Annotated in this window: 22 protein-coding genes; 1 reads left to right on the forward strand and 21 read right to left on the reverse strand. The window is 69.4% G+C overall.

Annotated features, from left to right (window positions below; translation table 11 throughout):
- Positions 1–465: 465 nt before the first annotated feature.
- From AC067Z_RS36625 to AC067Z_RS36720, 20 genes are all read right to left on the reverse strand, one after another.
- Positions 466–795 (reverse strand): Ku protein, encoded by a 330-nt coding sequence (locus AC067Z_RS36625; protein ID WP_478793975.1) that lies wholly within the window; start codon positions 793–795, stop codon positions 466–468.
- Between the two features lie 526 nt (positions 796–1321).
- On the reverse strand, positions 1322–3997 hold the full coding sequence (locus tag AC067Z_RS36630; RefSeq protein WP_478793976.1) for a tetratricopeptide repeat protein: 2676 nt from the start codon (positions 3995–3997) through the stop codon (positions 1322–1324).
- A 104-nt stretch (positions 3998–4101) separates the two neighbouring features.
- Positions 4102–4503, reverse strand: a complete 402-nt coding sequence (locus AC067Z_RS36635; RefSeq protein WP_478793977.1) for a hypothetical protein — start codon at positions 4501–4503, stop codon at positions 4102–4104.
- Positions 4504–4753: 250 nt separating this feature from the next.
- Positions 4754–5164 (reverse strand): hypothetical protein, encoded by a 411-nt coding sequence (locus tag AC067Z_RS36640; protein WP_478793978.1) that lies wholly within the window; start codon positions 5162–5164, stop codon positions 4754–4756.
- Positions 5161–7263: an integrase gene (locus AC067Z_RS36645; RefSeq protein ID WP_478793979.1), complete on the reverse strand. Its 2103-nt coding sequence runs from the start codon at positions 7261–7263 to the stop codon at positions 5161–5163. Before AC067Z_RS36645 ends, AC067Z_RS36640 begins: the two co-directional genes overlap by 4 nt.
- 41 nt (positions 7264–7304) lie before the next feature.
- The gene (locus tag AC067Z_RS36650; protein WP_478793980.1) at positions 7305–9041 is read right to left on the reverse strand and encodes a hypothetical protein; all 1737 of its coding nucleotides are present in this window, start codon (positions 9039–9041) and stop codon (positions 7305–7307) included.
- Positions 9038–9181 carry a hypothetical protein gene (locus AC067Z_RS36655; protein WP_478793981.1) on the reverse strand — a complete coding sequence of 48 codons (144 nt, stop codon included), beginning with the start codon at positions 9179–9181 and terminating at the stop codon, positions 9038–9040. Before AC067Z_RS36655 ends, AC067Z_RS36650 begins: the two co-directional genes overlap by 4 nt.
- A gap of 20 nt (positions 9182–9201) precedes the next feature.
- Complete coding sequence (locus AC067Z_RS36660) at positions 9202–11802, reverse strand: ATP/GTP-binding protein (RefSeq protein ID WP_478793982.1); 2601 nt, start codon at positions 11800–11802, stop codon at positions 9202–9204.
- Positions 11784–13556, reverse strand: coding sequence for an NlpC/P60 family protein (locus AC067Z_RS36665; RefSeq protein WP_478793983.1), 1773 nt, complete (start codon positions 13554–13556; stop codon positions 11784–11786). The genes AC067Z_RS36660 and AC067Z_RS36665 overlap by 19 nt, the downstream gene beginning before the upstream one ends.
- A complete protein-coding gene (locus AC067Z_RS36670; RefSeq protein ID WP_478793984.1) occupies positions 13553–16351 on the reverse strand; it encodes a hypothetical protein in 2799 nt (932 codons plus the stop codon). Before AC067Z_RS36670 ends, AC067Z_RS36665 begins: the two co-directional genes overlap by 4 nt.
- A complete protein-coding gene (locus tag AC067Z_RS36675; protein WP_478793985.1) occupies positions 16348–16713 on the reverse strand; it encodes a hypothetical protein in 366 nt (121 codons plus the stop codon). Before AC067Z_RS36675 ends, AC067Z_RS36670 begins: the two co-directional genes overlap by 4 nt.
- A complete protein-coding gene (locus AC067Z_RS36680) occupies positions 16710–19367 on the reverse strand; it encodes an ATP-binding protein (RefSeq protein WP_478793986.1) in 2658 nt (885 codons plus the stop codon). The genes AC067Z_RS36675 and AC067Z_RS36680 overlap by 4 nt, the downstream gene beginning before the upstream one ends.
- Positions 19367–19894 (reverse strand): hypothetical protein, encoded by a 528-nt coding sequence (locus AC067Z_RS36685; protein ID WP_478793987.1) that lies wholly within the window; start codon positions 19892–19894, stop codon positions 19367–19369. Before AC067Z_RS36685 ends, AC067Z_RS36680 begins: the two co-directional genes overlap by 1 nt.
- A complete protein-coding gene (locus tag AC067Z_RS36690; protein ID WP_478793988.1) occupies positions 19891–20283 on the reverse strand; it encodes a hypothetical protein in 393 nt (130 codons plus the stop codon). The genes AC067Z_RS36685 and AC067Z_RS36690 overlap by 4 nt, the downstream gene beginning before the upstream one ends.
- Positions 20280–21059: a conjugal transfer protein gene (locus AC067Z_RS36695; RefSeq protein WP_478793989.1), complete on the reverse strand. Its 780-nt coding sequence runs from the start codon at positions 21057–21059 to the stop codon at positions 20280–20282. The genes AC067Z_RS36690 and AC067Z_RS36695 overlap by 4 nt, the downstream gene beginning before the upstream one ends.
- 707 nt (positions 21060–21766) lie before the next feature.
- The gene (locus AC067Z_RS36700; RefSeq protein ID WP_478793990.1) at positions 21767–22357 is read right to left on the reverse strand and encodes a hypothetical protein; all 591 of its coding nucleotides are present in this window, start codon (positions 22355–22357) and stop codon (positions 21767–21769) included.
- An 84-nt stretch (positions 22358–22441) separates the two neighbouring features.
- On the reverse strand, positions 22442–23842 hold the full coding sequence (locus AC067Z_RS36705; protein ID WP_478793991.1) for a DNA cytosine methyltransferase: 1401 nt from the start codon (positions 23840–23842) through the stop codon (positions 22442–22444).
- Positions 23843–24022: 180 nt separating this feature from the next.
- Positions 24023–24157: a hypothetical protein gene (locus AC067Z_RS36710; RefSeq protein ID WP_478793992.1), complete on the reverse strand. Its 135-nt coding sequence runs from the start codon at positions 24155–24157 to the stop codon at positions 24023–24025.
- A 150-nt stretch (positions 24158–24307) separates the two neighbouring features.
- Positions 24308–24979, reverse strand: a complete 672-nt coding sequence (locus AC067Z_RS36715; protein WP_478793993.1) for a hypothetical protein — start codon at positions 24977–24979, stop codon at positions 24308–24310.
- Between the two features lie 276 nt (positions 24980–25255).
- Positions 25256–25444, reverse strand: coding sequence for a hypothetical protein (locus AC067Z_RS36720; protein ID WP_478793994.1), 189 nt, complete (start codon positions 25442–25444; stop codon positions 25256–25258).
- A gap of 318 nt (positions 25445–25762) precedes the next feature.
- Here AC067Z_RS36720 and AC067Z_RS36725 point away from each other — a divergent pair, with 318 nt between their 5' ends.
- Positions 25763–26236 carry a hypothetical protein gene (locus AC067Z_RS36725; protein WP_478793995.1) on the forward strand — a complete coding sequence of 158 codons (474 nt, stop codon included), beginning with the start codon at positions 25763–25765 and terminating at the stop codon, positions 26234–26236.
- Between the two features lie 164 nt (positions 26237–26400).
- Here the strand turns inward: AC067Z_RS36725 and AC067Z_RS36730 are convergent, their stop codons facing one another.
- Entirely contained in the window at positions 26401–26685 is a 285-nt protein-coding gene (locus tag AC067Z_RS36730) for a hypothetical protein (protein WP_478793996.1), read from the reverse strand.
- Positions 26686–26987: the final 302 nt, after the last annotated feature.

Consider the following 26987-nt stretch of genomic DNA (forward strand, 5'->3'; position numbering starts at 1 on the left):
CTACGAGCGCAAAGCCGAGCACTTCCTCGCCTTCACAAGCATCGCCTGCACCCTCATCTGCTACCGCAGACTCGCCAAATGAGATGACTTCTTAGCGCGGCACGCCCAACAACTGACCGGCATGCCCGTGCCAGACCCGACCTCATGAACACCTGGTACGGGCCGAACACAGCCGCGACCGCAGCCTCCGATCCGGAGACGCACTAGAAAACTGCAGCGCAGCGATCACCTCGCCGCTGGAGCCGTCCACTTGATGGCTTCGGCGGGTTCGGCAGGGCAGGCCCAGCACCGAGCGGGAGGGGGCCTGCCCTGGTCGGGCCCCGGGCGCTACCTGCCAGGCCGGATGCTCGTAGCGTGGCCTCGCACGCTTACGGTGATGCGCTCGGCCGTCAGTCCCGGTGCGCGGCCCGCGCCGTCCGTACGCTCGCCTCCAGCGCGGCCATCAGGTCCAGCGCCGGCTCAGGCTCAGGAGGGGCGGCGATCTCTCCCCCCCGACACCTTGGCGCTGACCAGTTCCTCCAGCGCGTGCCGGTACTCGTCATGCAGCTCGCCGACTTCGATGCCCGTGAGCTCCCGTACCAACACCTCGGCGAGTTGCAGCTCCCGGTCCGTGACAGGCGCGGATGAGGTGAGGTCTCCAGGATCGCGCACCTCCTCGGGCCACAGCAGGCTCTGGCAGATCAGCAGCCCGTGGCGCGGTCGGAGCACGGCAAGCCGTTCCCTGGAGCGGACAGCAATCTTGCACACGCCCACGTACCCGGTGCGGGCGAGCGCCTCCACCAGCTTCCCCGTCAAGCTCTTGTGTTCAGTCTCCTGGAGTCTGGAGTCAACTGTCCTGCCCGCAAACCGCGCCAGTGCCGCAACTGCCACAAATGGTTCCCGGCCAGCGGGCGGGCCGGCTTCGTCTGCGATCCGCGCCAGGGCTTGGCGGCAGAGGCCGGGGCGGGGACAGTGCTGCCGCTGTGAGCGCGACAGCTGCCACCCCCTACCGCCTGCTCGACAAAGCCCTGACCCGCCATGAGGTCAGCCACGCAGTTGGTGATCGCCCTGCCAACCGGCAAGGGCGGCCCGTTCGTGCCATTCCCCATATGCGACGACACGGTCGCGATGCCCGGCGAGGAGCCACCGCGCTGAGCGTCAGCCGCGTGCCCGAACCGCCCCGCCTGCCCGCCGACCACCGGTTCAGCCGGCCCCACGCCGGCTGAAAACAGCCTGACGAAGGCCAGTGGTGACTTGGTGCCCTGAGCCTTCGCCGAGAACGAACTCAGTGTGATCTCGGCTTCTCGAACGTCTCACAGGAGGGTGAGCTGGCACGAGGGTCCTACCGCGGTGGCAGCGCCTCCCACCGTTTGGAAAGCGAGCCGTCGGGTGCTAACCCGTACTGTTTGAATCGCCTCGCCTCGTGGAGGCGCCCCCGTTTCTCGAGCAGTGAGAAGATATCGCCGACGTCTAGGGAGTATTGTTGTCTTTCTGCGGCACGCTGGTACCAGGATATAGCCTCTTCAATGCGGCCCATCTCTCCCAAAGTGTCGGCAATGTCGATCACGACGGAGTGGTCACCGGCTTCCGCAGCATGCTGATACCAGGCAAGCGCTTTGGCAGTGTTCCCCACCGCCCTCAACCTCGAGGCCAGTTCCTTGGCAGCGACAGGGTCGCCTCCCTCGGCGCGGTCCCGGATCCAGGCGTCAGCTTCATCTGCCCGGCCAGTTGCTTCCAAGAGCTCAACCGCCAGTTCCAGTGCCGTAGGCCCGTCCGAAAATGCGTCACCGCCCCACTCCTTGAGTCTCTGGTGCAAGGAGTGCGCAGCATCTACGCTCTGAAGGCATGTAATGGCGCGCTCAATCCAGAATTCGGCGTGCTCGGCATGGCCAAAAATGGAACCGCGAGCCATCGCATACATGGCCAGTGGATCACCGCTTTCCGCGCGGTTCCGCAACCAGGCCAACAGCTCATCGTTCCTGCCCGCCTCCTCCAGCACTTCGACGAGCACGATCATGGTGTAGACGTCGCCCGCTTCGGCACGCTGCCACAACCAGACGGGCATGTCTTCTGAACGGCCTGCCTCTTGAAGCATGGTGGCCGCCGCGTAGGCTGCTCCGGTGCACATGTCGCGAAGCCACTGGGGTAGCCCAGTAGTGGTCGCCATGCGTTGATACCAGGTGAGGGCTTCGTCGATGCGACCAGCTTCCTTCAGCATCTCGGCCGCCTTGAACGCAGCCTCCAATGCGCATACTTGGTGGTCGCCATCGGCGGCGCGCTGGTACCAGGTGAGGGCTTCGTCGATGCGACCAGCTTCCTTCAGTACCTCGGCGCCAGCGAAGCTCGCCTCGGATGCCGCTTCAGGATGCCCGCTTTCGGCGGCATGCTGAATCCATCTGAGGGCTTCGGAGGTGCGGCCGGCTTTGATGAGCATTTCCACGGCGGTGCGGGTTGCGTAGGTGTTGCCTGTCTCACCGGCGTCGCGCAGCCAGGAAAGCGCCTCCTCCGTCCCCCTTACCTCCTGAAGTTGGGCGACGGTTGCCGGCAAAATCAGCTCACCGCCGTTCGCCGCGACGCTCCTTTTCCACACGGTGTCATCGACCCATGGAACTTGAGGATATCCAGCGTGCACCAGCCGGTTCCACACCCAATACAGCAGCCCGGGGCGACCCATTTCGGGCGCCTCGGAGTACAGCTCGCAGGCGTGTTGGAACCACGGCAGTGCTTCCTCTTCGCGGCTTGCCTCTACCAGGGTTTCCGCCACCCGGAGGCATGCCGTTAAGTCACCGGCGGCTGCGGCTGCTGTCCAGAGTTGAACGGCCAGCTTCATCAGACCACGGTCACCAGCAGACCTGGCGAGCGAGGGGAGGTCGGTGCGGCTGGCGTGGTCGGTGAAGGCTGTCCACAGAGAAGCGGGGGCCGGGGTGATGCCACGGACGGTGCGGCCGTAATTCTCAAGGTAGTCGGCGAGCAGATAGTGGGGGTGGGCAAAGGCTGGTTGAGCGCCGCCAGGGCGGATAGGCGTGAGCGCGCCGCAGATGCCATATAGAGGAGCGGCGGCGTAGGTGAGGGCACGTTCCAACCAGTCGTCGCTCAGCAGGTCGCGCTGGTGGTTGGTGAGGTAGCCGTCGGCGGCAGCTTCGAGCAGAGTGAGGGGCAGGGCTGGGCCGTGCCCGAGACGCCGTGCGTCCATGGCTGCTTCAATCAGTGCCTTCGCGCCCGGAGGGCCGGTCCGGTAGCGGTCGATTAGGGCTGGTGCACCGGCCAGGTATTGAGTGATGTGCCCTTGCTCTGCATGCTCGGCGGCGTAGGCCAAGCGCGGGTCGTTATACGCCGCTGTTTGCAGAGACCGCAGGTCAGCTAGACTGAATCGGTCAGGCACGACGATGGCTGCGCCTGTGGCGGTGAGCAGGGCACGGGCCTGGGGGTGCTGGTCCGTTTCCTTGGCTCTGGGCGGGGTCGTGATGGTGGCCCAGTGTTCGGGCCAGGCTGTTCCGAGCACCAGCACGGGAGCCCGCTCGGGATCGTGCATAAGCGAGTGCAGTCCTGCGGCGACGCGCTCACCGAGTGTCTTGGTTGCCGTCAGCAGGTAGTGCTGGATCTCGTTGAGCCACACGACGGTGCAGGGGCGGACGTGGCCCAGGTCACGCAGAGCGGCTTCGGGCCGGCTGGGGGCGAAGGGATGCCAGAGCCGCCACTCTGCCGGGAGCGCCTGCACGGCTTCCCAACAAGCCCGAGTCTTGCCCGACGATGATTCTCCCACCAGCACGGCCAGTTGGCTCACGCCCTCAGCTGCGCGCTGCACGATCTCATGCAGCCGGGCGTCATGTGCGCGTGCGATATATGGGGGCAAGAGCGGTAATCCGGATCCGTCTTCCTCGTGGAGGCCGAGCTCGATAGCCCGGTGTACCTCCAGGGAGAAGGGATCGGCGCACTGGCTGATTGGCCGCCCGGGGGCGATTGATGCCGCAGTGCTGACGGAGTGATCCTGCCCGACGGAAGCAGCGTTGTAGGTCACTTGGCTGACGTGGCCGATAGAGAGACTGTGATTGTCGGCCCGGGCGGTAAGGCTTCCAAGCGAGAGAGCAGCGGGGTGTGTGGGGCTGGTGGCGGCCGGTCCGTTCAGCCCTGGGACGGATCCGGCGCCGGAGGGGGGCCGATGTGCGCACCTCCGTGGAGTACTCCCGTGGCGACTGAGCCGCGGTCGGCTCGGATATCCACGTTTCCGCCCACGGCTAGACCTCCGGGTCCGGACGATGTCCCGCCGGCGGCTGAGGTGTACTCGGCCAGCAGGGCGCGTAGCCGGGCAGCGACCTGCTCGCGCACATCCTGGTCTAGGCTTTCCAGCAGCATCTCGAAGCGGGTCTGCCAGGCCGCCTCCTGGCGGTCGCGCACCCGCTGAAGCTCCTCCGAATCGGCGGCCGTCAGAACGGCCACGGTTTGGTCGAGCCGCTCCAATTCCTCCTGTTCGCGCTGAGCATCCCCGCGGCCGAACCAACCGGCCACTCGCTGCCGGAAATCCACCCACACATCCGTGCCCGCGGCTTGCACTACCGCGGTACCCCCCGCTGCGGCCAGCGCCGCCAATGCATCCACTAGCATCCCTGCCCCCTATTTCGACGCTACCGCCCGGAACCGTACCGCTACACCTGATATGCGCGCAGCGACTTCCTCGCAATCGTGAGGGGAAGTGTGAGCCACCGGGTGCAGAGCTTGCGCCGCCGCCCCCCTCCCAGCAATTCCGGGAGGGGCAGGCTGAGTGGGTGGGTCGCCTTCAGGGGGTCGATCGGCGGAACGGCACGACGTTGTCGGCGGCAGGTGGGCCCTGTGTCTGCTGATCGTCGTCTTGGGTGAGTACGGCGCTGGCCAACGTGAGCCTGGTGACCAGCTGGCGAAGCTCCTTGATCTCGGTTTTCTGGTTGGCGACGGTCTCCTTGAGCTTGGTGACGGTCCCACGAAGGCGCCTTTCGGATTCTGGGACCTGTCGTGTTTCGGTGCGGACGCGCTCGTAGAACTCGTTCCTCAGGTCGGCATGGCGCTTTTGGAGGGCCATGCGGTGGACGCCGGCCTCGGCGGCGAGTGCGACGACTGTGAGGCTGCCGTTCCAGGTGGTGGCCTGTCCGGCCAGGAGCCGGTCCATCGCCTCACGGATGCGGGAGCGCTCGTCCTGGTGCTGGTGGTTCATGCCAGTGCCTCGGCGGTCTGGACGGTCGCGTCGTGGGTGTCGGCTGTCATGCGGAGTTTGTCGGCGTTGGCTCGTAGCCGCTTGCCGACCGGGCCAGGGGCGTGGGCGGCGAGCTGGTCGATCTCGCTGGCACGCTCCCGCGGCTGGTGGGCATGGGTGTCGGTGCGGACGGTGTTGCCGCAGCCGGGCCGACAGTTGTACTGCCGCGGGGCCGTCGCGCCGGGCTCGGGTTCGCAGAGGGCAGTGTCGTGTTTGAACGCGCAGATCAAGAACGCGTCGGGGTTGTCATAGAGCACCACGCCCTCCCGGGCGAGGAACTTGGCGGCCTTCCTCGCAAACGTCCCAGGGACGATGCGTCCCTCGAAGCGCGGGGTCCGGGCGGCAGCGGTGAGGGCCCGTCGGGCGCCGGGACCGGAGACCTTCTCCCCGGCGGCGAGGCGGTCGCGCAGACGGGCGGCGGTGTCGGCTGCGGCGAGAGCGGTCTCGATGTCGAGCTCGCTGTGGATGCCGCCTCGGCTGCGGGAGCCGTAGCCGCTGGAGGTGCGCACATCCAGGATGGTGCGCATGTGCCCGTACTGAATCGCCAGCGCGATCAGTCCGCCAGGACGGCGGGCGATGTGCCAGGCCAGGCTCCTTCTGAACCGTCTCAGGCCGATCGCGCCATGCGGGTCCTCGGGGATTACCTGTCCAGGCAGGCCCTGCCCCTCGGCTTCCTGATTCACCCAAGCCACGAATCTCTCGATCCGGTTGCTCAGGGCGTTGTTCTTCAACGTGCCGTGGTAGCCGCGAGAGTCGGGGAAGTCGTGGTGAGCGGCACTGAGCAGGAGTTCCCCCTCGGGCACCATGCGTTCCAGAACGCGGATGGCCTGGACAACCGGCGTGATAGCGACCCAGGGGACCTCACGTTCCTCGCCGTCGGAGACGTGGTTGCCGTCATCGTCGGTGACGTTCTTGTAGTGACGGCTGCGGATCAGGTGTCGTCCGACGGTGCCGTCGGCGGCGGGTTCGGGGTCGGGGCAGCACCCGGACCGCAGGCCCTGGACTTCCTGCGGTCGCATGCCGGTCAAATAGAGACAGATGATCACGGCGGCGGTGCCGAGATGCCGCATCAGCTCGGCGGCCTCGTTGAAATCCAGGTGCTCGCGCCAGACTTTGCCGTTGATCTGCCCGGTGACCGGCACCCGCATCGGACACGGCCCCGGTCGCTGGGCGGCCAGGGCCGAGAGCCCATGTCGCTCTTTGAAGTGATCGACTTGGTTGCGGCTGGCGCCGGTGACGGCGGCGACGTAAGTGACTGCCAGCCCCAGCCTCCCTCTGTTTGAGGTGCTGGGCAGGCACGATCCCGCTCGGACTCGGCTCAGCAGAAACTCTTCAAGGGCGGCCCGGCCCTCGGCAGTGGGCGTGTTGGCGGCGGCCAGGGCAGTGAGACGGCACCGCTCGATCCAGGCGGCGAGGATGTCATCGGCGAAGTCCTCGACGAACCGGATAGCCCAGACCAGCAGCGGTCCGAGGACCTGCGGGTCCAACGGCTCCGTCGAGTTCTCTCCCCGGGCCGCGCCGTCTGCCGCGGGGAGGAAGTCGTCGAAGCTCAGGGTGTCCCACGGAGGCCGGGTGATGCCCGTAGGGCGGGCACTGAGCTGGTCGAATGCCCAAAGATCCGTCAGGTTTGCGCAGATGGCCTCTGCGGTGTCGCGGTTGACACCGCTGTCCCAGCGCTCGCTTGCATAGGCTTGCCATTCCTTGGCGGTGCAGGCGGCGAGACTGTCGATGCCGCGTTCATGCAGCCAACGGGCGAGCCGCATCCACTCGTAGCACGTGTCCCGCATGTCCAAGCCCGATGTCCGGGGCCGGGCCCCGTGCCCGCGGGTCTTGAGGTAGGTGGGGCGAAGCTGGCCGTTGATCATCGTCCAGACCGCCAGTTTCACCTGGCCGTGCAAGGGTGCCGGACAGTGCTTCCATCGGATCGCGATCAGGCAGGTGCTGGGGTTGTCGATGAGTGGGGCAAGGGACCAGACGGGATCCTGATAGCGGGAGTTCGGGTGCGTATTGCCCGTGCTGATCCATCGGGGCAGCACCACGGGTGAGTCCGGGGCGGGCATGGGCAGCCTGTACGGGTCGTTCTCGGCGACCGGAGCGGTGGTCACGGGGCGAGCTCTCCCTTCACCAAGAGCTGGACAACAGCCCGGTCGGTGTCGTCGGTGCGGTCTTGAGCGGCCCTCCAGACGGACTGGCCGACCTTGTCACGCAGGTCCTCCAGCCGCAGAAGGTGATCGCTCCAGCGCTCGTTGAAGGCGTGGTCGTCCAGAACGGACCGCAGGCTCTGCAGCTGCTCGTGCAGATGAGCGAGCCGCGGGTGATGGCCGGGATGAACGTGAGCGTTGCGGCAGGCCAGGCAGAGCAGGAAGTCCGCCCCGCATCCGCCCTGCGGAGTCGGCCAGGGGCTGGCCGTGTCGTCCGCGCAGTCAACCGTGGCGGTCTCCTGATGATCCGGATCCGGCATGTCCGAGATGTTCCCGGCGAAGACAACGGCTTTGGCCTGTTCCAGGGCCGCGCGGGCGCCGGCTTCGAAGACGTCCCGTGAAGCGCGCTGAACACGCTGGTCGGGCAGAACATAGGTGCGCTCGTGGGTGCCCCGAGTGTGCTGCATGGGCCGGCCTTCGCGTGTCACCGTGGTCCGGCGAGCCCTCTGGAACGGCGACCCTCCCAGCCTGTGGGTGTGTGCCCACCATTTCGCGTCGTAGTCGGCGACACCGAAGGACAAGAGGCCCACCGGGTGGGGCCGGTCCAAGTCCCGGAAGTCCGCCCCGCTGAGGCTGTGCGTGCGCGAGACCATCAGCAGATCGGTCCCTGGCGCCAGGCGGGCAACCAGCGCACGACCAGGAGCGGTGGCCTCCAGCGCCTGCGTGATCAGCCGTCCAGCGGAGTCGGCCCCGGAGTCGGTGATGTTCTCTGTGGAGAACCACCGGCCCCCGCCCGCTCTGCGCTTTTCCACCTGGACCTGGTAGGTCACCGAGCCCGCCTCTCCAACCGACGGCGTCGCGGTCGGGGCCGGCATCCGGTCATAGACGGACAGGTTCCAGGCGAACCGGTCGGTCAGTAAAACGGCCAGCGCCGTGACCTCCATGCGCGTCAGGAACAGCCTGCCCCACGTGCCGTCGGGGCTCTTGCCGCCCAGAAGCCTGCGATTCGTCACGTGGTGCTTCCCGCCCGGCGATGCGGTGCGAGGGACGTCACCGGTGCGGGCAAGGTGATCGAGGATCTTGCCGATCCGCCACTCACGGCTGCCTTCCTTCAGTGCGGCGGCCCGCCAGCTCTCCAGCAGAAGGGTGTTCTCGCGGATTCGCATCCACGCGCTCCGGAACTGCTGTCGCGCGACCAGCAGTACCCGCTCCCGATCCGGCTCCTCATAGGACTGCTTGCTGGGCCTCGGGCTGGGGACGCGGCGGGCAAGCTCTTCGGCCACCGGCCCGGTGCCGAGCTGCGGAGCGTTCTGCAGGAGGGTGCGTACGGTCCGCAAGGTGCTCCTGCCGTAGTTGGTGCTGATGTGCTGGGCGCGCCAGCGCTTGAGCGTGGCGGCGGTCAGCTCGCTCAGGTCCTGGGGAGGATGCTCCAGCTCGGACAAGAACCGCGCGAACACCAGCAGCCTGCCCCGGTGGTTCCCCGCGGTTCTGTGGCTGTTCCAGAGGCGGGACTGAGCGGCGAAGGCAGCGGCCAGGGAGCGTTGCATAGGCTCCGCAACCGGCAAGGCGGCGAAGTCGTAAGCCTGCTTGTGCCCGGCCTTGTTCACGACGGTGACGACCAGGCCGTCCGGGGCTGTCGGGGGCTCGGTGCGGTGGTCGGCCGACGGCAGGACGGCTCGCCGTCCCCGCCCGCTCATCCGGCTGCCCCAAGGAGAGCGTCGATGTCCTGGATGCCGACCGTCTCCCGGGCCAGCCGGGAGAAGACGTCGTCCAGGTTCTCGACGGCCCTGCCTTCGTCGGTGGTCTCCGCGGCGGCGAGGATCGACTCCAGCTCCATGGTCGACGAAGGCCAGCTCGTCAGGTAGGGACGGAGGCGCCAGGTCGCGGTCGCGCATCCGGCCTCTGAACGTGCGCAGTTCCTGGCAGTCCTCGAACGCGTGCTCCTCGTAGCCCTCGGCGCGCTGCAGGAGGGGCGCCGGTGTTGGTGTGCGCGGCGGCGAGCAGAGCCCGTACCTTTCCCGGCCGCGCCTGGTGGCCGAAGACCTCGTCCAGGTCGGGGCCGCGGACCTGCAGCGGCCCGACGCGTTTGCCACGGACAGTGAAGGAGGCCCAGTGATGGAAACGGTCGAGTCCGGCGGCGTCGGCGGGGTCGACCTGGCCTGCCCATTCGTCGGTGATGTGCCGGATCGCTTCGACGGATCCCGCGGTCGTCGACAGACAGGAGGCGTTCTGCAGCAGCGCGGTGCGCACGTCCGGGCTGATGCGGTGCAGGAGCTGCGTCATGCCGTGCATCCGGACGCCGAACTTGCGTAGCTGTTCGGTGATCTCGGCGAGCGAGGTGGAGGCGGCCCCGTCGAGCGAGATCAGCTCATCGAGGTAGACGCGGAACGGACGGCGGTGCCGTTCGGGGGTGTCGCGGCGCGAGAGCCCGGCACGGAGCATGTCGCGCACAAGGAGCGAGACCAGGAGCCGGCCGGTGGGGCCGGTGCCGGCCGGGCAGATCCATACGACGTGGGAGTGGTCCATGGCGGCGCGGATGTTGTAGCTGCCGGTCGGCGAGCCGAGGAACGCGCGGGTGACAGGGGAGGCGGCGAGCCGGTCCAGCGGGTTGAGGACGGTCGGCAGCGCGTCCTTGGGGATCTCGGGGAACGACGTCGCCCACCAGCGGGCGGCCTCCTTGCTGAGGCGGGAGACGACCTGTGAGCGGAATGCGAGGTCGGTCAGCAGGGTGCGGATCTGGAACACGGTGGCCTGACACTCGCCTCGGCCGGCGGCGACGGCCTGGGCGTTGACGGTGACGAGCGCCTCGATGGCCTTGGTGAGGATGGTGATCGCGCGGGGCGCATTCGCATCTCCCCACCCCAGGCTGCTGGCGAAAGCGTCGACCGTCGCCGTGACCACCTCGTCCGGTGCCTGGCCGGCGGTCATGCTGAGCGGGTTCCAACACGCCAGCCGGTCTTGGGGATCGCGCACGGTCAGGTCGAACAGCCACGCCCTAGCCATGATCTTCTTGTGGGCGAGGTAGGGCGCGACGGTGGGCCAGGAATCCCGGTGCGGGTCGATGAACACCAGCCCGCGCCCGTTGTGCGCACTCGCGGTGGCCTGGCACAGTGCTCGCCTGGTCTTGCCCCAGCCTGCCTTGCCGACCTGCACCTCGAACAGGGTGTCGTCCTCATGGGTCGCGACGAGGCGTTCGCGGCCGTCCGGACCGTGGTACCAGCCCTGCGGCACCAGCGGCTCACCAGGCGCATACGTGGGGATGTCGCTGCCCAGAAGCGGCAGACGGGCGTGTTTCGTGGGGGGTTTGAGGAATCCGGCAAGCTCCTCGATCCGGGCCCAGGAATCGCGCGCCGGACGGATGAGGCCGCTCGCCCATTGCTCGTCGAAGCGCAGCCGCCAGGGCCATCGGTCCGGTCCGATACGCAAAGGCCCCCACGAGGTGCCCATCGAGGAGAGCCGGGTGCGGGCAGCGAACACATCCAGGCCCGCCTCGATGTGCCGCAGCCTGCGTTCGGCGCGGCCGACGGTGTCCGACTGGCAGCGCACCAGCAGCTGCACACGGACCAGGCCGGCGTCCTCAACGAGTTTGCCGAGCACCTTGTCCCGGTCCACGCGTGGCGGCCGCGGAGTCATCAGGAGCCGGCGCCCGTCGCCGCTGCGTTGCTCGCGAGGCACGGTGAGCTTGGTGAGCTGCCAGGACAGAGCGTCCTCCATGGTGGCCGCGTCCTGCGTCATCCACCGGGCCTCGCGCCGCGATTCCCTGCGCGCATGCTGCCGGGCCGCATCGAGGACCTGCCAGCGCCGCGCCCGCAGCCCCCACCGGTGGGCGGGAGAGATGTCCAGACACACCTCCGCCAGGTCGCCCAGGTCTGCCCGCAGGTCGGCGACGGCGTCGATGAGGGGCTGCAGCGGGTCGGGCTCCAGCGGGACCTCCCGCAGCCGGGCGCCCGCCATGCCGTGCAGCGCGAACACGGCCCGCACCGTGTGAGTGCGCTGCTTGTCCTGCAGGGCACGGGCCGGCTTGGTCCGTACGCGGGCGTAGGGCGTCTGTATCAGAAGGTGCTTCGCGGAGGCGGGGGCCTCAATCTGGTACGACAGGGGCGTGGTGCCGTCGGCGCGCAGCCGGATCCGCACACTGCGCGCCTCCCGCGGAGTCCACCACGGCCCCGCGCCGGCGGCACGCATCAGCTGGGCGCCGAACCGCAATACCTCCTCGCTGTTCGTCTCGAACTGCCGCGAAGGAACCAGCTCGATGCGGGTGCGCTGTGCCAGGGCCTTCGCGGCGAGCTTGCGTTGCACCATCTCCCAGGCGCACCAGGCGACGATGCCGGACAGGCCCAGCCACAGGGCGTTGTCGTACAGCCAGTTCGCGACTGTCCATGCCCAGGAGGCGAGGGCGACGACGGCGTCCCACACCAGAAGCGGTGCGGACGCGGTTTCTATCGGACGGGAAGCCATGACGCTCCTTCGCGGGTGAAGCGGACGGTTGCGGTGCGGCCGTCGCGGTAGGTGCCGGACGGGTCTGCTCCGGCCCACACCAGATGCACCACCGCCGTGGCGGTGGCCGGCTGGCTGTGGGCGCGGCGGGCGATCGCTGCCTGGATCCGCACGCGGGTGTAGGACGACGGCCTGCTGGTGTCGGTGAAGTAGGCGGGCCACCGGTCGCGCCCGGCACCGGTCACCTCCGCGGTCCACACCGCCCGGCCCTCGCCTACGAGGCGTCGTTCGGTGTCCGCGTGCAGGTCGGGGGCGATCGCCTCATCGAGGGCGCGTTGCACGAGCGGATCCGCACCCGGTCCGGAACCGGGCGGCGGAAGTTCACTCACCGGCGCCGCCGATGCGGAGGCTGCCGGCCGCGACGGCGTTCCGCCGACCGACGGTGGAGCGGCGGGGTGGTCCGGGGACGAGGACGCCGCCGCGTTGGGACGGCGGTGTGCCCCATCAGAGGTCGCGGTCGTGCCGTTGCCGGTGAGGGCGATGGTGATGAGGAGGCATCCGCTGGTGGCGAGCAGGCAGGCGGCCGTCATGAGAGCGCGCCCTGTACGGCGGTCGGTTGCTGGTGTGGTCACAGGATGCGTGCCCCTCCCGCGTAGTCGGGCAGGGAGGTCACGGCGTCGATCCGTATTTTGGTGCCGGGGCGGGCGGCGTTGATCATTTTTCCGTTGCCGAGGTAGATCCCGACGTGATGGATGGTGCTGTTGCTGGTGGGGATGTAGCCGTAGAAGACGAGGTCGCCGGGCTTGAGCGCCCATTCCGGCGGAGGCGGGGATGCGGGTGCCGGCGCCTGCCTGGGCGGCGGCTGTGCGGGGGAGTGTCACTCCGGCTTGCGCGAAGGCGTAGCGGGTCAGGCCGGAGCAGTCGAAGCCGATGACGGTGGTCCCGTTCTGTCCGCCGGGTGAGCAGCACACCCCGGACGACGGTCCGTTGGGGCTGCCGCCGCCCCAGGAGTAGGGGACGCCGCGCTGCTGCAGCGCGGCCTCCAGCACGGTGCGGACCGTGCCGGTGACGGCGCCGAGATCGACATCGCCGTTGGACTGTGCGTCGGCGGTGTACTGGTCGATCCAGCCCAGGACGTCGTTCACGTAGGCGTCGGAGTGGTTGTAGACGAACAGGGCCTTCTTCAGCTGGCTCCGGTCGCCGAGGTTGCGGCCGTCGCCGCACAGGTAGACGGCCGCGGCCAGGGCGGCGTCGTCGGCCTGGTGCGGATCGATGGTCCCGTCCTTGTTGCCGTCCTTCCCGTACGCCTTGAAGGTCTGGGGGAGGAACTGGAACGGCCCGACGGCCCGCTCGAATTGGGTGTCGCTGTCCCACCGGCCACCGTCGGTGTCGCGGAAGGCGGTGGTGTTGCCGCCCGCGCCGGAGCCGTTGAGAACGGGGCCGAGGATCCGCGGCGTGATGGTCCCGTCCTCACCGACGGTGCGGCCGGTCGCGTGGTTGGACTCGATCCGGGCGATCCCCGCCAGGACGGGCCACCGCATCCCCTTGCATGAGGGCACTTCCTTGCCGACGGCGGCCGCGGCGTTCTTGTAAGCGGCGAGCATCCGACCGGGTATCCCCGCGGCCTCCCCGCCGTTGTCCTCCTGCCCTTGGCTGTCCTGGGCGAGGGTGAGGCTGCCGGCGGCGGAAAGGACCGTCATCATCGGCACCGAGCAGCCGACCGCGCACAGCAGCAGCATCACGCCGAGGCAGCCCGCCTTCCTCCAGCGCTTCACTCCCGATCACCCCCGCCGGGCTCCTCGCCGGGCCACTGCTGCCACACGTCGCCGTCGTACGGACCTTGCACGTACGGATCGCCGCCGTCCCCGTACGGACCCCGGACGTACGGGTCACCGTCGAATGGCCCTCCGTCGTACGGACTCCCTTCGGGCGCACTGCTCCCCGAACTGCTGCTGGATGTGGCGTTTTCGCCGCTGGTGCTGCCCCAGCCGCTTGCGGAGCTCTCGCTGCCGCTACGGCTCCAGCCGCTGCCCGTGCTGCCCGACGGCGGAGCAAGCCGCGACTCGCCCCAGGCCGGACGGTTGTCCCATGTTTCGCGCTGGGCCCGCATGAGGGCGTCGAACACCCGCCTGCGGGCATCAACGGACGGCTCTTCCGGCCGTGATGCCGTGCTGCCGCGCTCGCCCAAGCCGCGGGGGGCTGTCGGGGTCGAGGTGTAGATGATTGCTGCGCTGGCGGCGTCGCGTGCCCGGCCCGCGGGGTCGTGCACGTTCCATGCGGTGGCCAGGCGCCGGGAGGCGCGGTCGACCGGGCGCATGACCGTACGGCCCGCAGACTGCCAACCGGTGGCGTCCTCGCGGACCTGGTTCGCGGCGACCTGCAGCTGGGTCCGCGCGTCCTGCGTGTACTGCGAGGCCTTGCCTTTGCCCGTCTGGATGGTGCGGGGCAGGCCGAGGGTGGCCCCGTATCCGATGCGTGCGGTGCGGCTGGCGATGCGGTAGCCGCGCAGCCGGGAAGCATGCTGGTGGATACGGGAGCCGAGCAGCGGCCGGTCAGTCCGCGGATTGTGCAGGATCTCCCCGGTCCTGCGGTTCACGACAAGTCCCCCCGCTGCAGCCGAACCGCCGGGGCCTTCACCGTCCCCGTTGGCGATGGCGCGCAGCAGCTTCAGTGACTCGTCTTCCTCGGGCGGGCGGCGGCCGATCAGCGCGGCGTGGGCGCCGCGGAGTGCGAGGCGGCCGGCGTGCATCCCGAGTGCGAGGGGAGCCAGGCCGCGGCGGCCTTCCGCTGCCGCGTCTGTCAGGAGCCGGCCCGGGTCGATGGGCATCCCGGCACCGTCGCCGAGGGCGGCGAGGCTGCCGAGGATCCGGTGCCGCATCCCGAAGATGCGGTGCGCTCCGGAGGCGCCGATCAGCAGCCCGGATGAACTGCCCATCCCACCGATCCCGTTCATCGCGAGTGCGGCGCCGAGTTCGGAGGTGTCGCCGGGCAGGTGGGTGCCGCCGACCTTGGCGTAGCGCATCCGCAGGGACATGCGCTGTCCGAAGGAGACGATGCCGGTCAGCAGGCGGCGGTGGAGCGCCAGGCCGACGAGGGCCATGACGTCGAGGAGGAGGATCCGTTCGACCATCAGGTCGGGGCCGTCGGTGAGGATCACGTCTACGGCGATGGCGAAGAAGGGGAGGAACATGCAGATCCCGAACATGGTCACGGTGGAGATGCAGAAGACGGCTGCCCATTTCCACACGGCCTGGCGGCTGGGGCCGGGCAGCATGCCGACGACGAACGCGACGACGCCGGCGGCCGCGGCCGCCACGTCGGCGGCCTGGATGCCGAGCAGCACCATCGCGGAGGACAGCAGCATCGCGCACACCAGCAGCGCGGCGATCAGCAGGAGCACTGCCCCCGCGGCACGCCACCAGGTGGGTGTTGTGGCGTAGTTGGCGCACTCCTTGCCGACGTCGCCTGCCGCCTCGAGGTCTTTGAGGAACGCGGCGAACTCCACGTCCTCCTGGTCCAGCAGGGGACTGGCCTCGTCGAGCAGGGCATCGCCCGGAGTGAGCGGGACGGGCGGGACGTCGGTGTCCCCGCCGGATCCGCCGCTGCCGTCGTCGCAGTACTCCCGGGCTTCCCCCTTGATCAGATCGCACGGATTCTTCTTGCCGTCGCCGTCGTTTCCGCCCTGCTTCTTGTCACCGTCGGTTCTGTAGCCGCCGGTGATCCACTTGAGGTGGGCGCGGTAGGCCTCGCGGTCGGCCTGCTTCGCGGGGTCGAGGATCCGTCCGTACTGCAGGAGCATGTACGGCTTGACGACCAGGGCGTTGGTGACCGAGTCCTGGATCGGGCGGGCCACGTCTTCGGACGAGACGGGCTTGCTGGCTTCGCGGGCGTAGCACGCCTTCTCCGCGGCGCCGGTGGTGCTGGCACAGGGACTGGAGGCGATCTTTCCGCCCCAGTCGTAGGAGTTGACGGTGTGCTGCGCGACCTCGGCCGCGGCCTGCTGCGTCTGCATGAGGGGTCCGTTGTCGGCCAGCAGGTAGTCGGGGCGGACGAACACCGACGCGGACAGCGCGGCAATCACGAGGGTCAGCACGATTTCCCCGAGCCCGGTGCCGACCTTTCCGCGGACCATCAGGATCAGCCCGAACACGAACGCCCACGACAGCAGCAGGCCCTTCAGCCCCAGGGTGTTCACGACGACGTTCGCGTACGCGTCGGACACCTCCTGCGCTGGACCGGCCAGCGCCTTCATCAGGGGGAACCGGAAGGCGAACTCGATCGCCCAGCACGCCAGGCCCACCAGAACCCGGATGACTGTGAACAGTCCGCTGAGGATGAAGGCGAGCGCCTGCGAAGTGAAGGAGAAGATCGAACCGCCGCTCGCGGACAGTTCGTAGCCGTTGAGCGGCGCGCCTTCGGAGGTGCTGATGTTCAGCGGCGCCAGCAGGTCACCTGCCTCGGCGTTGCCGGTTGCGGCGTGCGCCACTGTCGAGTTCACCGTGAGGAACACGACGGTCAGCAGGCAGACGAAGCCGGCGGAGCGCAGGCTGCCGCGGTCGAGGCGCTTCACCGGCTCACCCGCCGTGTCGTGACCGCGAGGCCGGCGGCCGCGGTGAGGGCGGCCGTGGAGAACCCCAGCAGCCACACCCGCTGACCGGACGCGGCGCTCTCCACGACAGCGCCGTCACCCCGCTCCGCAGCCGCAGGGGACATGCCGCTGTCCGCCGACTCCACGGTGCAGCGGTCACGCGCCCCGCCGAGGATGAGGTCGCATGGATCGCCGGACGTCACTCCCGCGGGGGCGGGCTGGGCAGCGTTGCTCGGTCGGCTGACGGGCGGCAGGAAACACGCTGCGGCGGTGCACAGCAGCAGGATCACCGTGGTGGCGAGCCCCAACAGAGGCCGCCTGCCCAGGTTGGACGTCCTTGTCATCGCAGGGCCCCCGCTCCAGCAGCGGCCGCCGCGTCCGGTGTGGACGGGTGGCTGTCGGCGTGGGTGGTGCCGGGGGTGGTGAAGATGGCTTGCTGGATCCGCGGCACCGGCGGGACGTGGACTTTGATGCGGCCGACCTGCATTCGGGGGTCGCGCAGCAGCATTTCGCCGTCGCGGCCCTGGTGGCCGACGGGGGACAGGCCGGTGGTGACGAGTCGGACGAGTTCTTCGGATGTGCTGTCCAGGCCGAGGAATCCGAGGCCCTTGCGGGCGCGGGCGGTGTCGCTGGTGCGGGCGAGGACTTTGTAGGCGAGCAGTCCGGCGTCGTTGCCGAGCTCGTCGACGTCGTGGGCGCCGAGGAGGCACCCGGCACCGTGCTTGCGTCCGTCGTGAAGGATCTCGTGAACCAATGCGCTCCCCTCTGCAGAAGAGGTGAGCCAGTAGCACTCGTCCATGGCGACGGTGCAGAACCGGGACGGGTCGCTGAACGCGGCCTGCCGGGCGATTGCTGCGATCAGGTAGAGCACGGCCCGGCCGATCAGCGCCTCGAGCGGCTGCTGGCGCAGGACGTCGATGTTGGCGAACGCCTCCCGCGGGGGCAGGGTGAGGCCGGTGGTGGTGACGACGACCATGTCCGCGCCGAGGTCGCCGTCCAGCGTGACCGGCGGCAAATCAGGGTCGAACACCATGGCGGCCAGTGGGTTGGCTGCGACGATCTGCAGCAGGTCGGCCATCGTGGCAGCCGCATCCCGCCGGGTCGCTGCCGCTGCCGCTGATTCACCGGCGGCCATGGTGCGCAGGATCTCCAGCACCCGCGCCATCGACGGCGCCTCGCCCGCTGCGGCTTCCTCGACCGCGTGGTGCAGCACGGCTCCGGCCGCGGACATCGGCCCGACGCCGAGCTGCAGCGTGAGGTAGGACAGGGCGTAGTGCGCGCCGGTCGGCCCGCCGAACACCCGCAACGGGTCGATGGACAGCTCTGCTTTGGCGGCATCGATGACCTGGCACCGTGGTCCGGCAGCCGAGCGGCCGAACGAGGCCCATTCGCGGATCGGGGTGCGGTCGATGACGATCGCCCGGCCGCCGCGGTCGACGACCGCGGACGCGAGAAGCTTCTCCAGCACGCTTTTGCCTGCGCCCAGGTCACCGACGATGCCGACCGAGGCGGAGGCGTTCTGCTGCGGGGCGTCGGCGATGTTCAGCAGGACCGGGCGGATCGTGCCGCAGTCCATGTCGACGCCGACCATCAGCCCGGTCGGATCCCCGACCCCGGTGTTGGTGAATGCCCCCAGCGCGGCCCAGTCCTCGGACAGCTGATGCTGGGTGAACTCCCTCAGTGCCCCTGGCCGCGGAGCTGAGGGCAGGCCGAGGGAGAACAGGGCTTCCTGCAGGCCGTGCGGGCGCACCGCCCGGTAGTCCCCTCCGGCCAAGAGTCCGGCAAGAGCCCGTGCCCGCGCATCACAGGTTTCCGCGTCCGGTCCCCAGACGGTGAGTACGGTCACCGACTGGACCTCGACCTCCACGCTGGTGCGTGACAGCCGTGCATCCTCTTCAGCGAGATCTCGGGCCGCTTCGGGCAGTGAGTGCGGCATGCCGGTCGGCTGGGCGCCGTACTGTTCGGCCTGGTCGAGCAGGTCCTTCTTCTTGCGCTGCACCTGCTCCTTTGCCTGCTGGGCGGGCAGCAGCTGCATGTCGACGGTGAAGTCGACGGGGAAGTCGAGAGATTCGAGCTGCGCCAGCAGGTCGGCAGACTCCACAGTCCGGGCCGCGGGCAGTTCGGCGAGCGCGAGATGCGCCTGGTAGCCGGTGCCGTTCTCGCACTCGACCTGCAGCCAGCGCCGTAGCAGCGGCGACGCCCCGCCCTTGCGCCACCACGTCCCCCCGGATTTCTGGGTGCTCTTGTCGCTACGGCGACGTCCTGACCCTTTGCCGTCGTTGCCGGTGTCGTCGGGAGCAGGGGGGCGGCCGCCTTCGAGGAGCCGGACCTGCCCGAGGTCCGCGTACGAGGGGGACCGCAACTGTCCGTCCTTGACCCGCCCGCCGTACAGCGTCGATTCCTCGGCGTCGGCGAGCAGCGGTTCTTCCAGGCCGCGGTGCAGGGAGTGCTGGACCATCCACACGATTTCCGCGGGCGATGCGGGCCGCAGTGTGAGGCCGCCGCCGATCGCTGCCTCCATGCGCCGTGCGCGGTCGGTGTATTGGGCGACGTCGCCGGCGGCCACCGGTACGGGAGGCAGTCCGAGTGCGTCGCATACTTCGGCCCGCAGTGCGGTGCCGGTTGCTGCGAGACCGAGGGTGCCCTGCGCGGAGGCGAGCGGTACGGCGAGCCACAGGGTGCGGCGGTGCATCTCCTGCCCGGCGAGAAGGTCCAGTCCGGCGGCCGTGGTCTCCGCCCACGCGGGCAGGCGCTGCCAGTCGACGCCGTCGACCATCTGCTCGGCGATCTCGCCCGGGTCGACCCGGGCGGCGAGCCCGAACAGTTTCGGCGCCCCGGTCAGGGACCGCACCAGCGCGGTGACACGGCCGAGGAGTTCGTCACGGACGCGGGTGGGAACGTAGCGGCCGCCGGTCGGCTCCACGCGCCAGATCGCCCACACGCTGCCCGACGTCGACCACACCAGATGACCGGCGATGTGCCGGAAGGGAACACGCATCACGACCTCCCCACCGCACGGCCGCCGTCTGCTCCAGCGGCCAGCAGCTGCGCCAGACCGCTGGCCGGCACGGCGGGGGACACGGCGGGAACGGGCGTCGGCGAACCTTCCTGGCCGGCTGAGGCAGGAGCGGCCTCCGGTGCGCCTTCGATGACGAACGCTCCGGACAGCAGGGTGGGGCGCCGGTCGCGTGCAGCGCGGCCGCCGATCCGGCCCGCCGGGTGCTGCGCAAGGACGGTCAGCCAGCCCAGCGCCGCGGTGAACGGGGAGCGGCCGCCGACCTTCGCCCCGCGCACCGCCCAGATCGACACCGCCCACAGCACGACGGGTATCGGGCCCAGCCACGACCACCAGCTGAACGTCTTCACGAGCAGCACTGCGCCGCCCGCCATGACGACCAGCTGCGCCGGGGTGTAGGGGCCGAACCAAAGGACCCAATCGCCGAGCTTGCCCAGCACCCAAGGATGACGGCGGGCAGCCGTGTAGACGCGGGCGACCTGCGACCGTGCAGGAGCGGTGGCGCTCACGACGCACCATCCCCGGTCGGCTGTGCACCGTGCTCGTTGCCGTTGCCGTTGCCGTTGCCGTTGCCGTTGCCGTTGCCGTTGCCGTTGCCGTTGCCGTTGCCGTTGCCGTTGACCATGACGGTGACGGAACCGGCGCTGCCTGCCGGGTTCTTGACTTCGTCTTCGAAGAGGTTCGCGAGCGTGGTGCGCGAGTCGTAGATGCCCAGTGCCAGCACCATGCCGATCAGTGCGCCGATCCCTGCCTTGAGGCTGGCCTTGCGGACGACGGTGATGACGACGATCGCGATCAGGGCGACCTGCAGGCCTCGGTCGGCCCAGTTGCCGAGCGTTCCCAGCAGGGAGTTACCGAGGTCGGCGGCTTTGCCCGCCAGGAGCACGTTCTCGTTCATCGCGGCGCACCCCCCGCCGCCTTACCGGAGGTGGACGTGTCAGCCGGTTTCGCTGGTGGTGCGCCGGCTTCGAGTGCGGTGACTTCCCACCTCGAGGAGCGGGCGGTCATCGTCAGCGTGTAGAGGAGCGGCCACCGGCCCGCCGCCTGGCTCTGCGCCGTGACCCGGGCCTGCACCCGCACCCTTGTCCCGTCGCTGGGCACGGCTCCGTCGGCGTGGTCGGACTCGGCTGCTGCCTCGTCGAGCCGCACCGAGGTGTATCCCGAACCGTGCACTGCGGCGAGTTCGGTTCCCGGTGACAGGTAGCGGCCCACCTCACCGACCTCGGTGAGGTAGGCGTTGAAGAACGCGCCCAGCGACGACGCGAGCGGACCACCTGCCGGGAGGACATGCTCGAACGAGGAGCTTCCCGCCGCGGCGGCCACTGGTCCGGCGACCTGAGCCGGGGCACCGGTCACGGTGAACGCTCCAGCACTGCTAGCGCCTGGTGCTGCGGTGACGGGCACGGCGAAGTACCGCACCACCGCCCCGCCCTGCGCCTGGTCCCGGCCAGCATCGGCGACGAACTGCGCAGCGACGATGACCGACCATCGGTCACCTTCCAGCTGCGCACTGCGCACTGCGACTGTGCTGCGCAGCACCTGCTGCGCACGCTGCGCATCGGCCGGGCGGGGCAGTTCGACATCGGGGGCGAGCGTGCGCACTGTCTGCGCAGTGCGGCTGTCCGTGGCGCCGGCGTCGCTGCGCAGCCACAGATCGCAGAACAGTTCTGCCACGCCTGCTGGGTCTGTGCTGCGCACCGCGGGCGCCTCTGCGGCTGTCGGCTGCGCAGGCGTGATGAGTGTGCGGGGTGTCAGGAAGGCGACGGCGAGGGCGGCCGGGCCTGTCGCGAGCGCGGCCCACACGCCGATCCGGACTGCGCACACCCTGCGGCGCGCGGTCCGCAGCGTTTCGGGAGAGGTGCTCGGGGAGTGGAGATGACGGGAGGGGCGGGGCGGCGCTGCAGGGGCTGGACCGCGTGGGGTACGAGGCATGGCAGGGCTCCGTGAGTTCGAGGCGACCGGGATCGCCTCTATGGAGCCGCACGCCACGCACCGGTTCGCGCACCACCAGAGCCCGTAAAGGTCACGGTTGAGCAGCGGATTTCGTGGTGCGTTGCCGGTGCGTTCGTGGTGCGTTGACCCTGCCACGCACCACGCCTGGTCACCCCCGCAACCTCACCCGCCCGACAGGCCGGACGAAGGCGAGGAAGGGAAAGACGAATCGCGCCCTGGTCCTCGAACGCACCACGGGGAAACGGGACGCACCACTGCTGCGCGCACGCGCAACGCACCGCCGCGTGCGCGCCGGACGGGTCAACGCACCACGAGTGCGCAACAGGCCGAGCTGCGCAGTGCGCAGCATGCGGTCCAGCGCTGCGCACGGTCGGGCAGGTGCGTGCGCAGTCCAGGGACCGCCTGCGCAGTGCCGGGGTACGCGGTCGTCAGCCGGCGTCGCTCTGCAGCTCCTTGAGGATGCGGAACGCCTGCCGCTCGGAGATGTTTTCGGCTGCGGCGATCTGGGCGGCGGAGGTGTCGGGGTCGTCCTGCAGCATGCGCGCGATGCGCTCGCGGCGGGCTGCGACCTTGGTGGACCGGTCGCGCGGCTTGCCGTCCTTGCTGCCCTTGGGACGTCCGCCGCCGGCACCCTCGCCGGGGCGCTGAGCGGGCCACTCGAGGATGGTGCGCCGGTAGAAGTGCGCCACACCGCACACGACCTTGTCCGGCTTGGGCCCGTAGCCGTGGTTGATGTAGCTGCGCCATGCCTCGGGCTTGAGCTCGACACCGATCTCGCTGAGCACCTCGCGGGACTCCTCACGGTCGAGGAGGTCCTCGGGGGACTCGTCCTGCGGCAGCGGCGGAAGCGCTTCGTCGCCGGCGAGCTGTGCGTCGACCTGCTCGGCGTCCCAGATACGGGTCTGGGCGCCCTGGCGGCTGATGGGCTCGGGCAGCTCCGCGTCGCGGGGCATCGTCTTCCTGCCCATGCGCTGGGCGACGTCTGCGGTTCCGAGCGGGGTGCGGCCGGCGGGGATCATGGCTGCTCTCTCCTGATCGTGGGTCGTTGCGGCTTGGGGTGTCATCCCCGGGCCTCGGTGATGACGTGAATAAACGTACACCATCTATGCGTGTATGGCGAGCGGGTTCCGTGCCGGGCGCATCCGGCAAGGCTGGTCGCCCCGGTTCGTGAGCAGCCACGCGGCTGTCCGGCAGGCGCAGGGTGCGCCTGCCGGACAGCCGGATCCGACGCCCGGGAGCGCCTTGGGGCTTCGGTTCAGGCTCGGCTGGAGTCGCTGGGCGAGCCAGTAGGCGGCGTTGACCGGGACGGCGTTGCCGACCTGGCGGGTCAGGTCGGCTGCGGTCGTGCCCTGGAAGGTGTGCGAGTCGGGGAATCGCTGGGCGCGGGCTTTGGTGCGCAGGCTGATCATCTGGACCTCGCAGTCATCGACGCTGCGGCCCGGCTTGACGGGCATGTGGTGGTTGCCTTCCGCGGTGATCGCGCCGATGGGTTCGTCGAGGCTCTGCACGGTGCAGTGGTTGCGCAGGATGACGAGGAAGGGCTCGCCCGGGAACCGCTGCAGGCCGATGCGCACCTTGCGGCGGGTCTCGTCGGCGTAGGGCTCGAACGTCCTCCGGCCGGCCCGTCCGTCGCCGAAGAGGCGGCCCGGCAGGCTGAGGTCGATGTGGTCGCGGATGGGCCGGGTGACTGGCTCGACGTCCCGGTGGCAGCGGGGGTTGGGGCAGATGTAGCGGTACTGCTTGCCGTAGATGCCGACCTTGCGCACTCCGGTCCCGTTGAAGCGCTTGTTCCATGCCTGCACGCCGAGTACGGGCCCGCATTCGTGGCACAGGCTCTGAGGCGTGGGACGCAGGTCGGGCTGCGGCAGGCCCTTCTTGGTGAAAGCGAACAGGATCCGGTGCCGGTGCTGCGGCGCCGGATCGTTGCCCGGACCTGAGATGTGTGCGGCGTCGACGGAGGCGAGCTGCAGGCCGTATCCCAGGGCGTCCCACACGTTGAGCCACGCCTCGAAGAGGTTCCAACGGGTGGCGAAGTCGGGCACGTTCTCACCGCAGACGATGTCGTAGTCATGCACTTCGGCCGCTCTGATGAGATCCCAGGCCGTCGCACGGGTGTGTGACCATCCGCCCGTCCGCGGGGTCTGCTGGCTGGCGGTGGAGTTGCGGCCGGCGGGGCTGACCTCCTTGCAGATGGGGGAGCCGACCAGTACGCGGCTGCGCGGGATGTCTCGGAAGTCGAGGTTGTTGATGTCGCAGCGGCGGTAGGCGACGGACGGAAAGTTCTTCCTGACCGTGTCGATGGCCGCCTGGAGGTGGTTGGCGCCGAACACGGGTTGATATCCAGCTGCTTCGAACCCGAGCAGGTCGCCGCAGCCTCCCGTAAAGAGGTGGGTGGTCGTCACCGGTGCATGCGGCGGCTGGCCGGCGATGGCGGTGAGCAGGTTGTCGGTGAGCGCCCCGTCGGCGCTGGCCCGGCTTGCCTCGAAGTCCTGTACATGGAGCACGGCATCTCCCTGGTGGTGTGGTGAGGGAGCTCGCCGACGGCGGGGCCAACCGCCGTCGGCGAGCCGATGTGAGGGGTCGTGCGCTGCTTCCAATCCGTGTGAAATTAATAATTCTAGCACAATTGAAGGCGTCGAGGGGTGGTATCTCCTCGGTGCTTCCTTCGTGAGGTGTGCCGATGCTCAGCCGTCGGTGCGCAGCTGGAGCTGCTCGGGCGAGGCCAGCGGGCGCAGCGGTTCGTAGTGAGGGCCGTGCCGGCCGGTGACGCGCGTCCATGCCGACTCGAATCCCGGCCGCTGCTTGTCCCTGGCGCCCACCGGGGCGGCGACGAGAAATCCGGCTGCGGCGGGTAGTTGCCTTCCGTCTGGCAGTACCAGACGCGCGGGATGCCGGACGGGCTGCCGCTCTTCGCGGGGCTTCCGGCCTCGTCGGCGAATCGCTGTAGAGCAGCTGCGGTGGCTTGCCGGTCACTTTCCAGGACGGTCCGGACCGACCGCCAGGCGGGACCCTTCCGGGACGGCCCGTGGCAGGCCGGTGAGCACCCGTCGTCGTGCGGGAAGCGGCGATGCCGGCTGCTGCACTGCTGAGGGCGTTCGAACTGGCACCACCACGCCGGTGCCGGGCAGCGCTCCCCACGGCGGTCGCTGCCCGTCCTGCGTGAAGCGGGCCATGCGAGCGCGGGCGGCGTCGCGCCCGCGGGCGTCCAGGAGCTCGAAGGCGTCCGGCAGGTCGCGGAAGTAGGTCCACGTCCGGTGCAGCGTTCCGTCGGCGGCGCAGTACGCCACGCATCGGGAGCCGGGGGAGCCACCCGGAGTGCTGTGGTCGGCCTTCATGGTGTAGCCGCCGTAGGAGGAGCGGCTGAACTCGAGGTCGATGGCGTCCTCGGGCCACCACTGGTCGGCGGTGTCGGTGAACGACGTGGCGCGGACGTGATGGAGCGTCTGCTTGGTGGCGAAGTTGATGAGCATGTAGCGCGCCTCGGGGTCGCAGTCGCACTCGCAGTCGTCGTCCTCGAGGTAGGTGCCGTGGGGGAAGACGAGGAACGTGTGTCCGTGCAGGGCCGTCATGCTGCCGTGGTAGGTCACGCGGGACCCGGCGAGGGGAAGGGCTGCTGCGGTCGTCGATGTCGCGTTGCGCATCGTGGTCCTCCGTGTGCCGCGGATGTGGTGTGGGTGTCCGCCGGGACCAATCGACTGACATGAAGAATTATAGCACGATTGCATGTTCTGCTGTGGGTTGTCTGCACACCCGGGAGGCAGCAATCCAGCGGGCCCTGGGCTTGCCGTTCACGAGGGCAGTCAGCAGCGAACCCGGGCCTGCCGGCGAGCACTTCGCTGGGGAAGTGCGCCCGCTGGAACCGCTTGCCGGGCCGAACCGAAGTGGGGTGCGGTGAGGCGCCGCGCCCCGGGGTTCGGCTACTGCTGGGCGCGGTACCAGGCGAGGAAGTGCACGGGCGCCGTGCCGCGCAGCAGAGCGCTCACGGAGCGCTGGGCCTCGTCGAGTGTCACCGCTCCGCCGCTCGGCGTCCGGTGGTGGCCGAGCCACTGCTCCAGGAGCAGTGGCAGGCGCCATGACTCCTTCGGGTCGACGGTGGTCAGGAACAACTCGATGGCACAGTCGTCGTTGTTGACGGTCCATTGAGTGATGGGGCCTGCGTCGCCGAAGTGTGCGCCGAGGGTTCCGAAGGCGCGCAGGTAGGTGTCGGAATTCGCCTGGGCGCGGCGGGTGCGGGCCAGCGCGGAGACCAGCGCGCTTCGTGCCGCATCTACCAGAGCCGATCACAGGCGCAACCCGCCTGCCGTGCATGCCGCCACATGGGCGCCGTCGGCGTGCCCGGCTCGGGTGCTTCTGATCTCGTCGTATGGGCGGCGCCCGGATGTGCGTGCGCCGCGACTGCGTGGAGATCTCAGCAAGGAGCAAACATGAGCCCTGATCGCGGGCATAGGCATACGTTCGGTCCGCTGGCCACGGATGGAGCAAGGGTTGTCGGCGGCGCAATGGCGTCGCTGATCCTCGTAGTGCTGGGCTTCAGCAGCCCTGCACTGGCGGCCAATGCGGACCAGCCGACGGCCTCGGCAAGCGAGGCAGACCCGGAACCCGACGACTGCGACCCGAAGAAGGACGACGAATGCAAGGGCCCGAACGGTCCCGGGTTTACGCGTGAGGTGGTCACGTTCAACCAGGAGCTTCAGTTTGGTGACGGCGCCACCCGTACTCCGGTATGCCCGGAGGGGCTGGAGCCCGTCTCGGGCGGCGCACAGACAGGCACTACAGCGACGGACATCGGCCAGTCGTACCCCGATGCCGAACTAAACGGCTGGACCACCAGCGTGGAAAACAACTTCCCGGCGACGATCCCCGTGACCTGGTACTCGGTCTGCGAAACGGCCGCTTGATACACCGGGGCGGCGTGTGGGATGGGTGACCAGCCGAATCTGAATCCTCGCGCCGCGCCCGGCAGGTCGGTGGCGGAATCGTCCGTGGCCACGGTCCGCAGCGGCTGGTGTCCCTGCTCGTCGAGCTCCGTGGCGTGCAGCGCTTCGGCCAGCGCCTGAGTCACTCACTCGGTCAGGGTATCTGCCGTGACGACGGCGAACGGCTCGGCGCAGAAGACGTTGACGCACGGTTCGCCGTCCGTGGCGGGAGACGGGCACAGGTACCGGCTGAATTTGTCGGTCGAGCCCTGTAGTTCGTCGCAGTCCTCGCACCCTTCGCACGGGCAGTCCCGCAGGGTCCTGGGGTGAGCGGGGAAAGGGGTGCCCACATGCTCCGAGGTGCTCCGTCCGGGGCCGTCGGAGAACTCGGCGAACACCAGGTCGCCGACGCGGATGTCGTGAGCCAGCACGACGGCTCCGTCCGCGACCGTGACACCAGGAGGCAGCGGGTCGTAATCGTCGCCGGCCGGCCGGCCGGGCGGTGAGGCGAAAGGTGTCCGGGTGGCCGGGAATCCTGCCGAGCATGGGTAGTCCCTTCGGAGAAGCGAGTGCAGGGGCGGGCCTTCCTGCCCTGGGCCGGGGCGCGTGGCCCGTGCCCCAGCCCAGGGGCGATCTGACGGGTGGCGCATCGAAGTGCCGCGCCACCTCAGGCTCAGCTCACGCGGTCAGTGCGGTGGCAGCGGCGGTGGCGGTGGCGACGCGGCGCACCTTG

The sequence above is a fragment of the Streptomyces sp. NPDC043812 genome (assembly GCF_056436245.1).

Excerpts from the sequence above, each read along its gene's own strand:
- AC067Z_RS36640 (WP_478793978.1), bottom strand. The coding sequence starts at position 5,164 with ATGAACCACCAGCACCAGGACGAGCGCTCCCGCATCCGTGAGGCGATG.
- AC067Z_RS36645 (WP_478793979.1), bottom strand. The coding sequence starts at position 7,263 with ATGCCCGCCCCGGACTCACCCGTGGTGCTGCCCCGATGGATCAGCACG.
- AC067Z_RS36650 (WP_478793980.1), bottom strand. The coding sequence starts at position 9,041 with ATGAGCGGGCGGGGACGGCGAGCCGTCCTGCCGTCGGCCGACCACCGC.
- AC067Z_RS36655 (WP_478793981.1), bottom strand. The coding sequence starts at position 9,181 with ATGGAGCTGGAGTCGATCCTCGCCGCCGCGGAGACCACCGACGAAGGC.
- AC067Z_RS36660 (WP_478793982.1), bottom strand. The coding sequence starts at position 11,802 with ATGGCTTCCCGTCCGATAGAAACCGCGTCCGCACCGCTTCTGGTGTGG.
- AC067Z_RS36675 (WP_478793985.1), bottom strand. The coding sequence starts at position 16,713 with ATGACAAGGACGTCCAACCTGGGCAGGCGGCCTCTGTTGGGGCTCGCC.
- AC067Z_RS36680 (WP_478793986.1), bottom strand. The coding sequence starts at position 19,367 with ATGCGTGTTCCCTTCCGGCACATCGCCGGTCATCTGGTGTGGTCGACG.
- AC067Z_RS36690 (WP_478793988.1), bottom strand. The coding sequence starts at position 20,283 with ATGAACGAGAACGTGCTCCTGGCGGGCAAAGCCGCCGACCTCGGTAAC.
- AC067Z_RS36700 (WP_478793990.1), bottom strand. The coding sequence starts at position 22,357 with ATGATCCCCGCCGGCCGCACCCCGCTCGGAACCGCAGACGTCGCCCAG.
- AC067Z_RS36715 (WP_478793993.1), bottom strand. The coding sequence starts at position 24,979 with ATGCGCAACGCGACATCGACGACCGCAGCAGCCCTTCCCCTCGCCGGG.
- AC067Z_RS36725 (WP_478793995.1), top strand. The coding sequence starts at position 25,763 with ATGAGCCCTGATCGCGGGCATAGGCATACGTTCGGTCCGCTGGCCACG.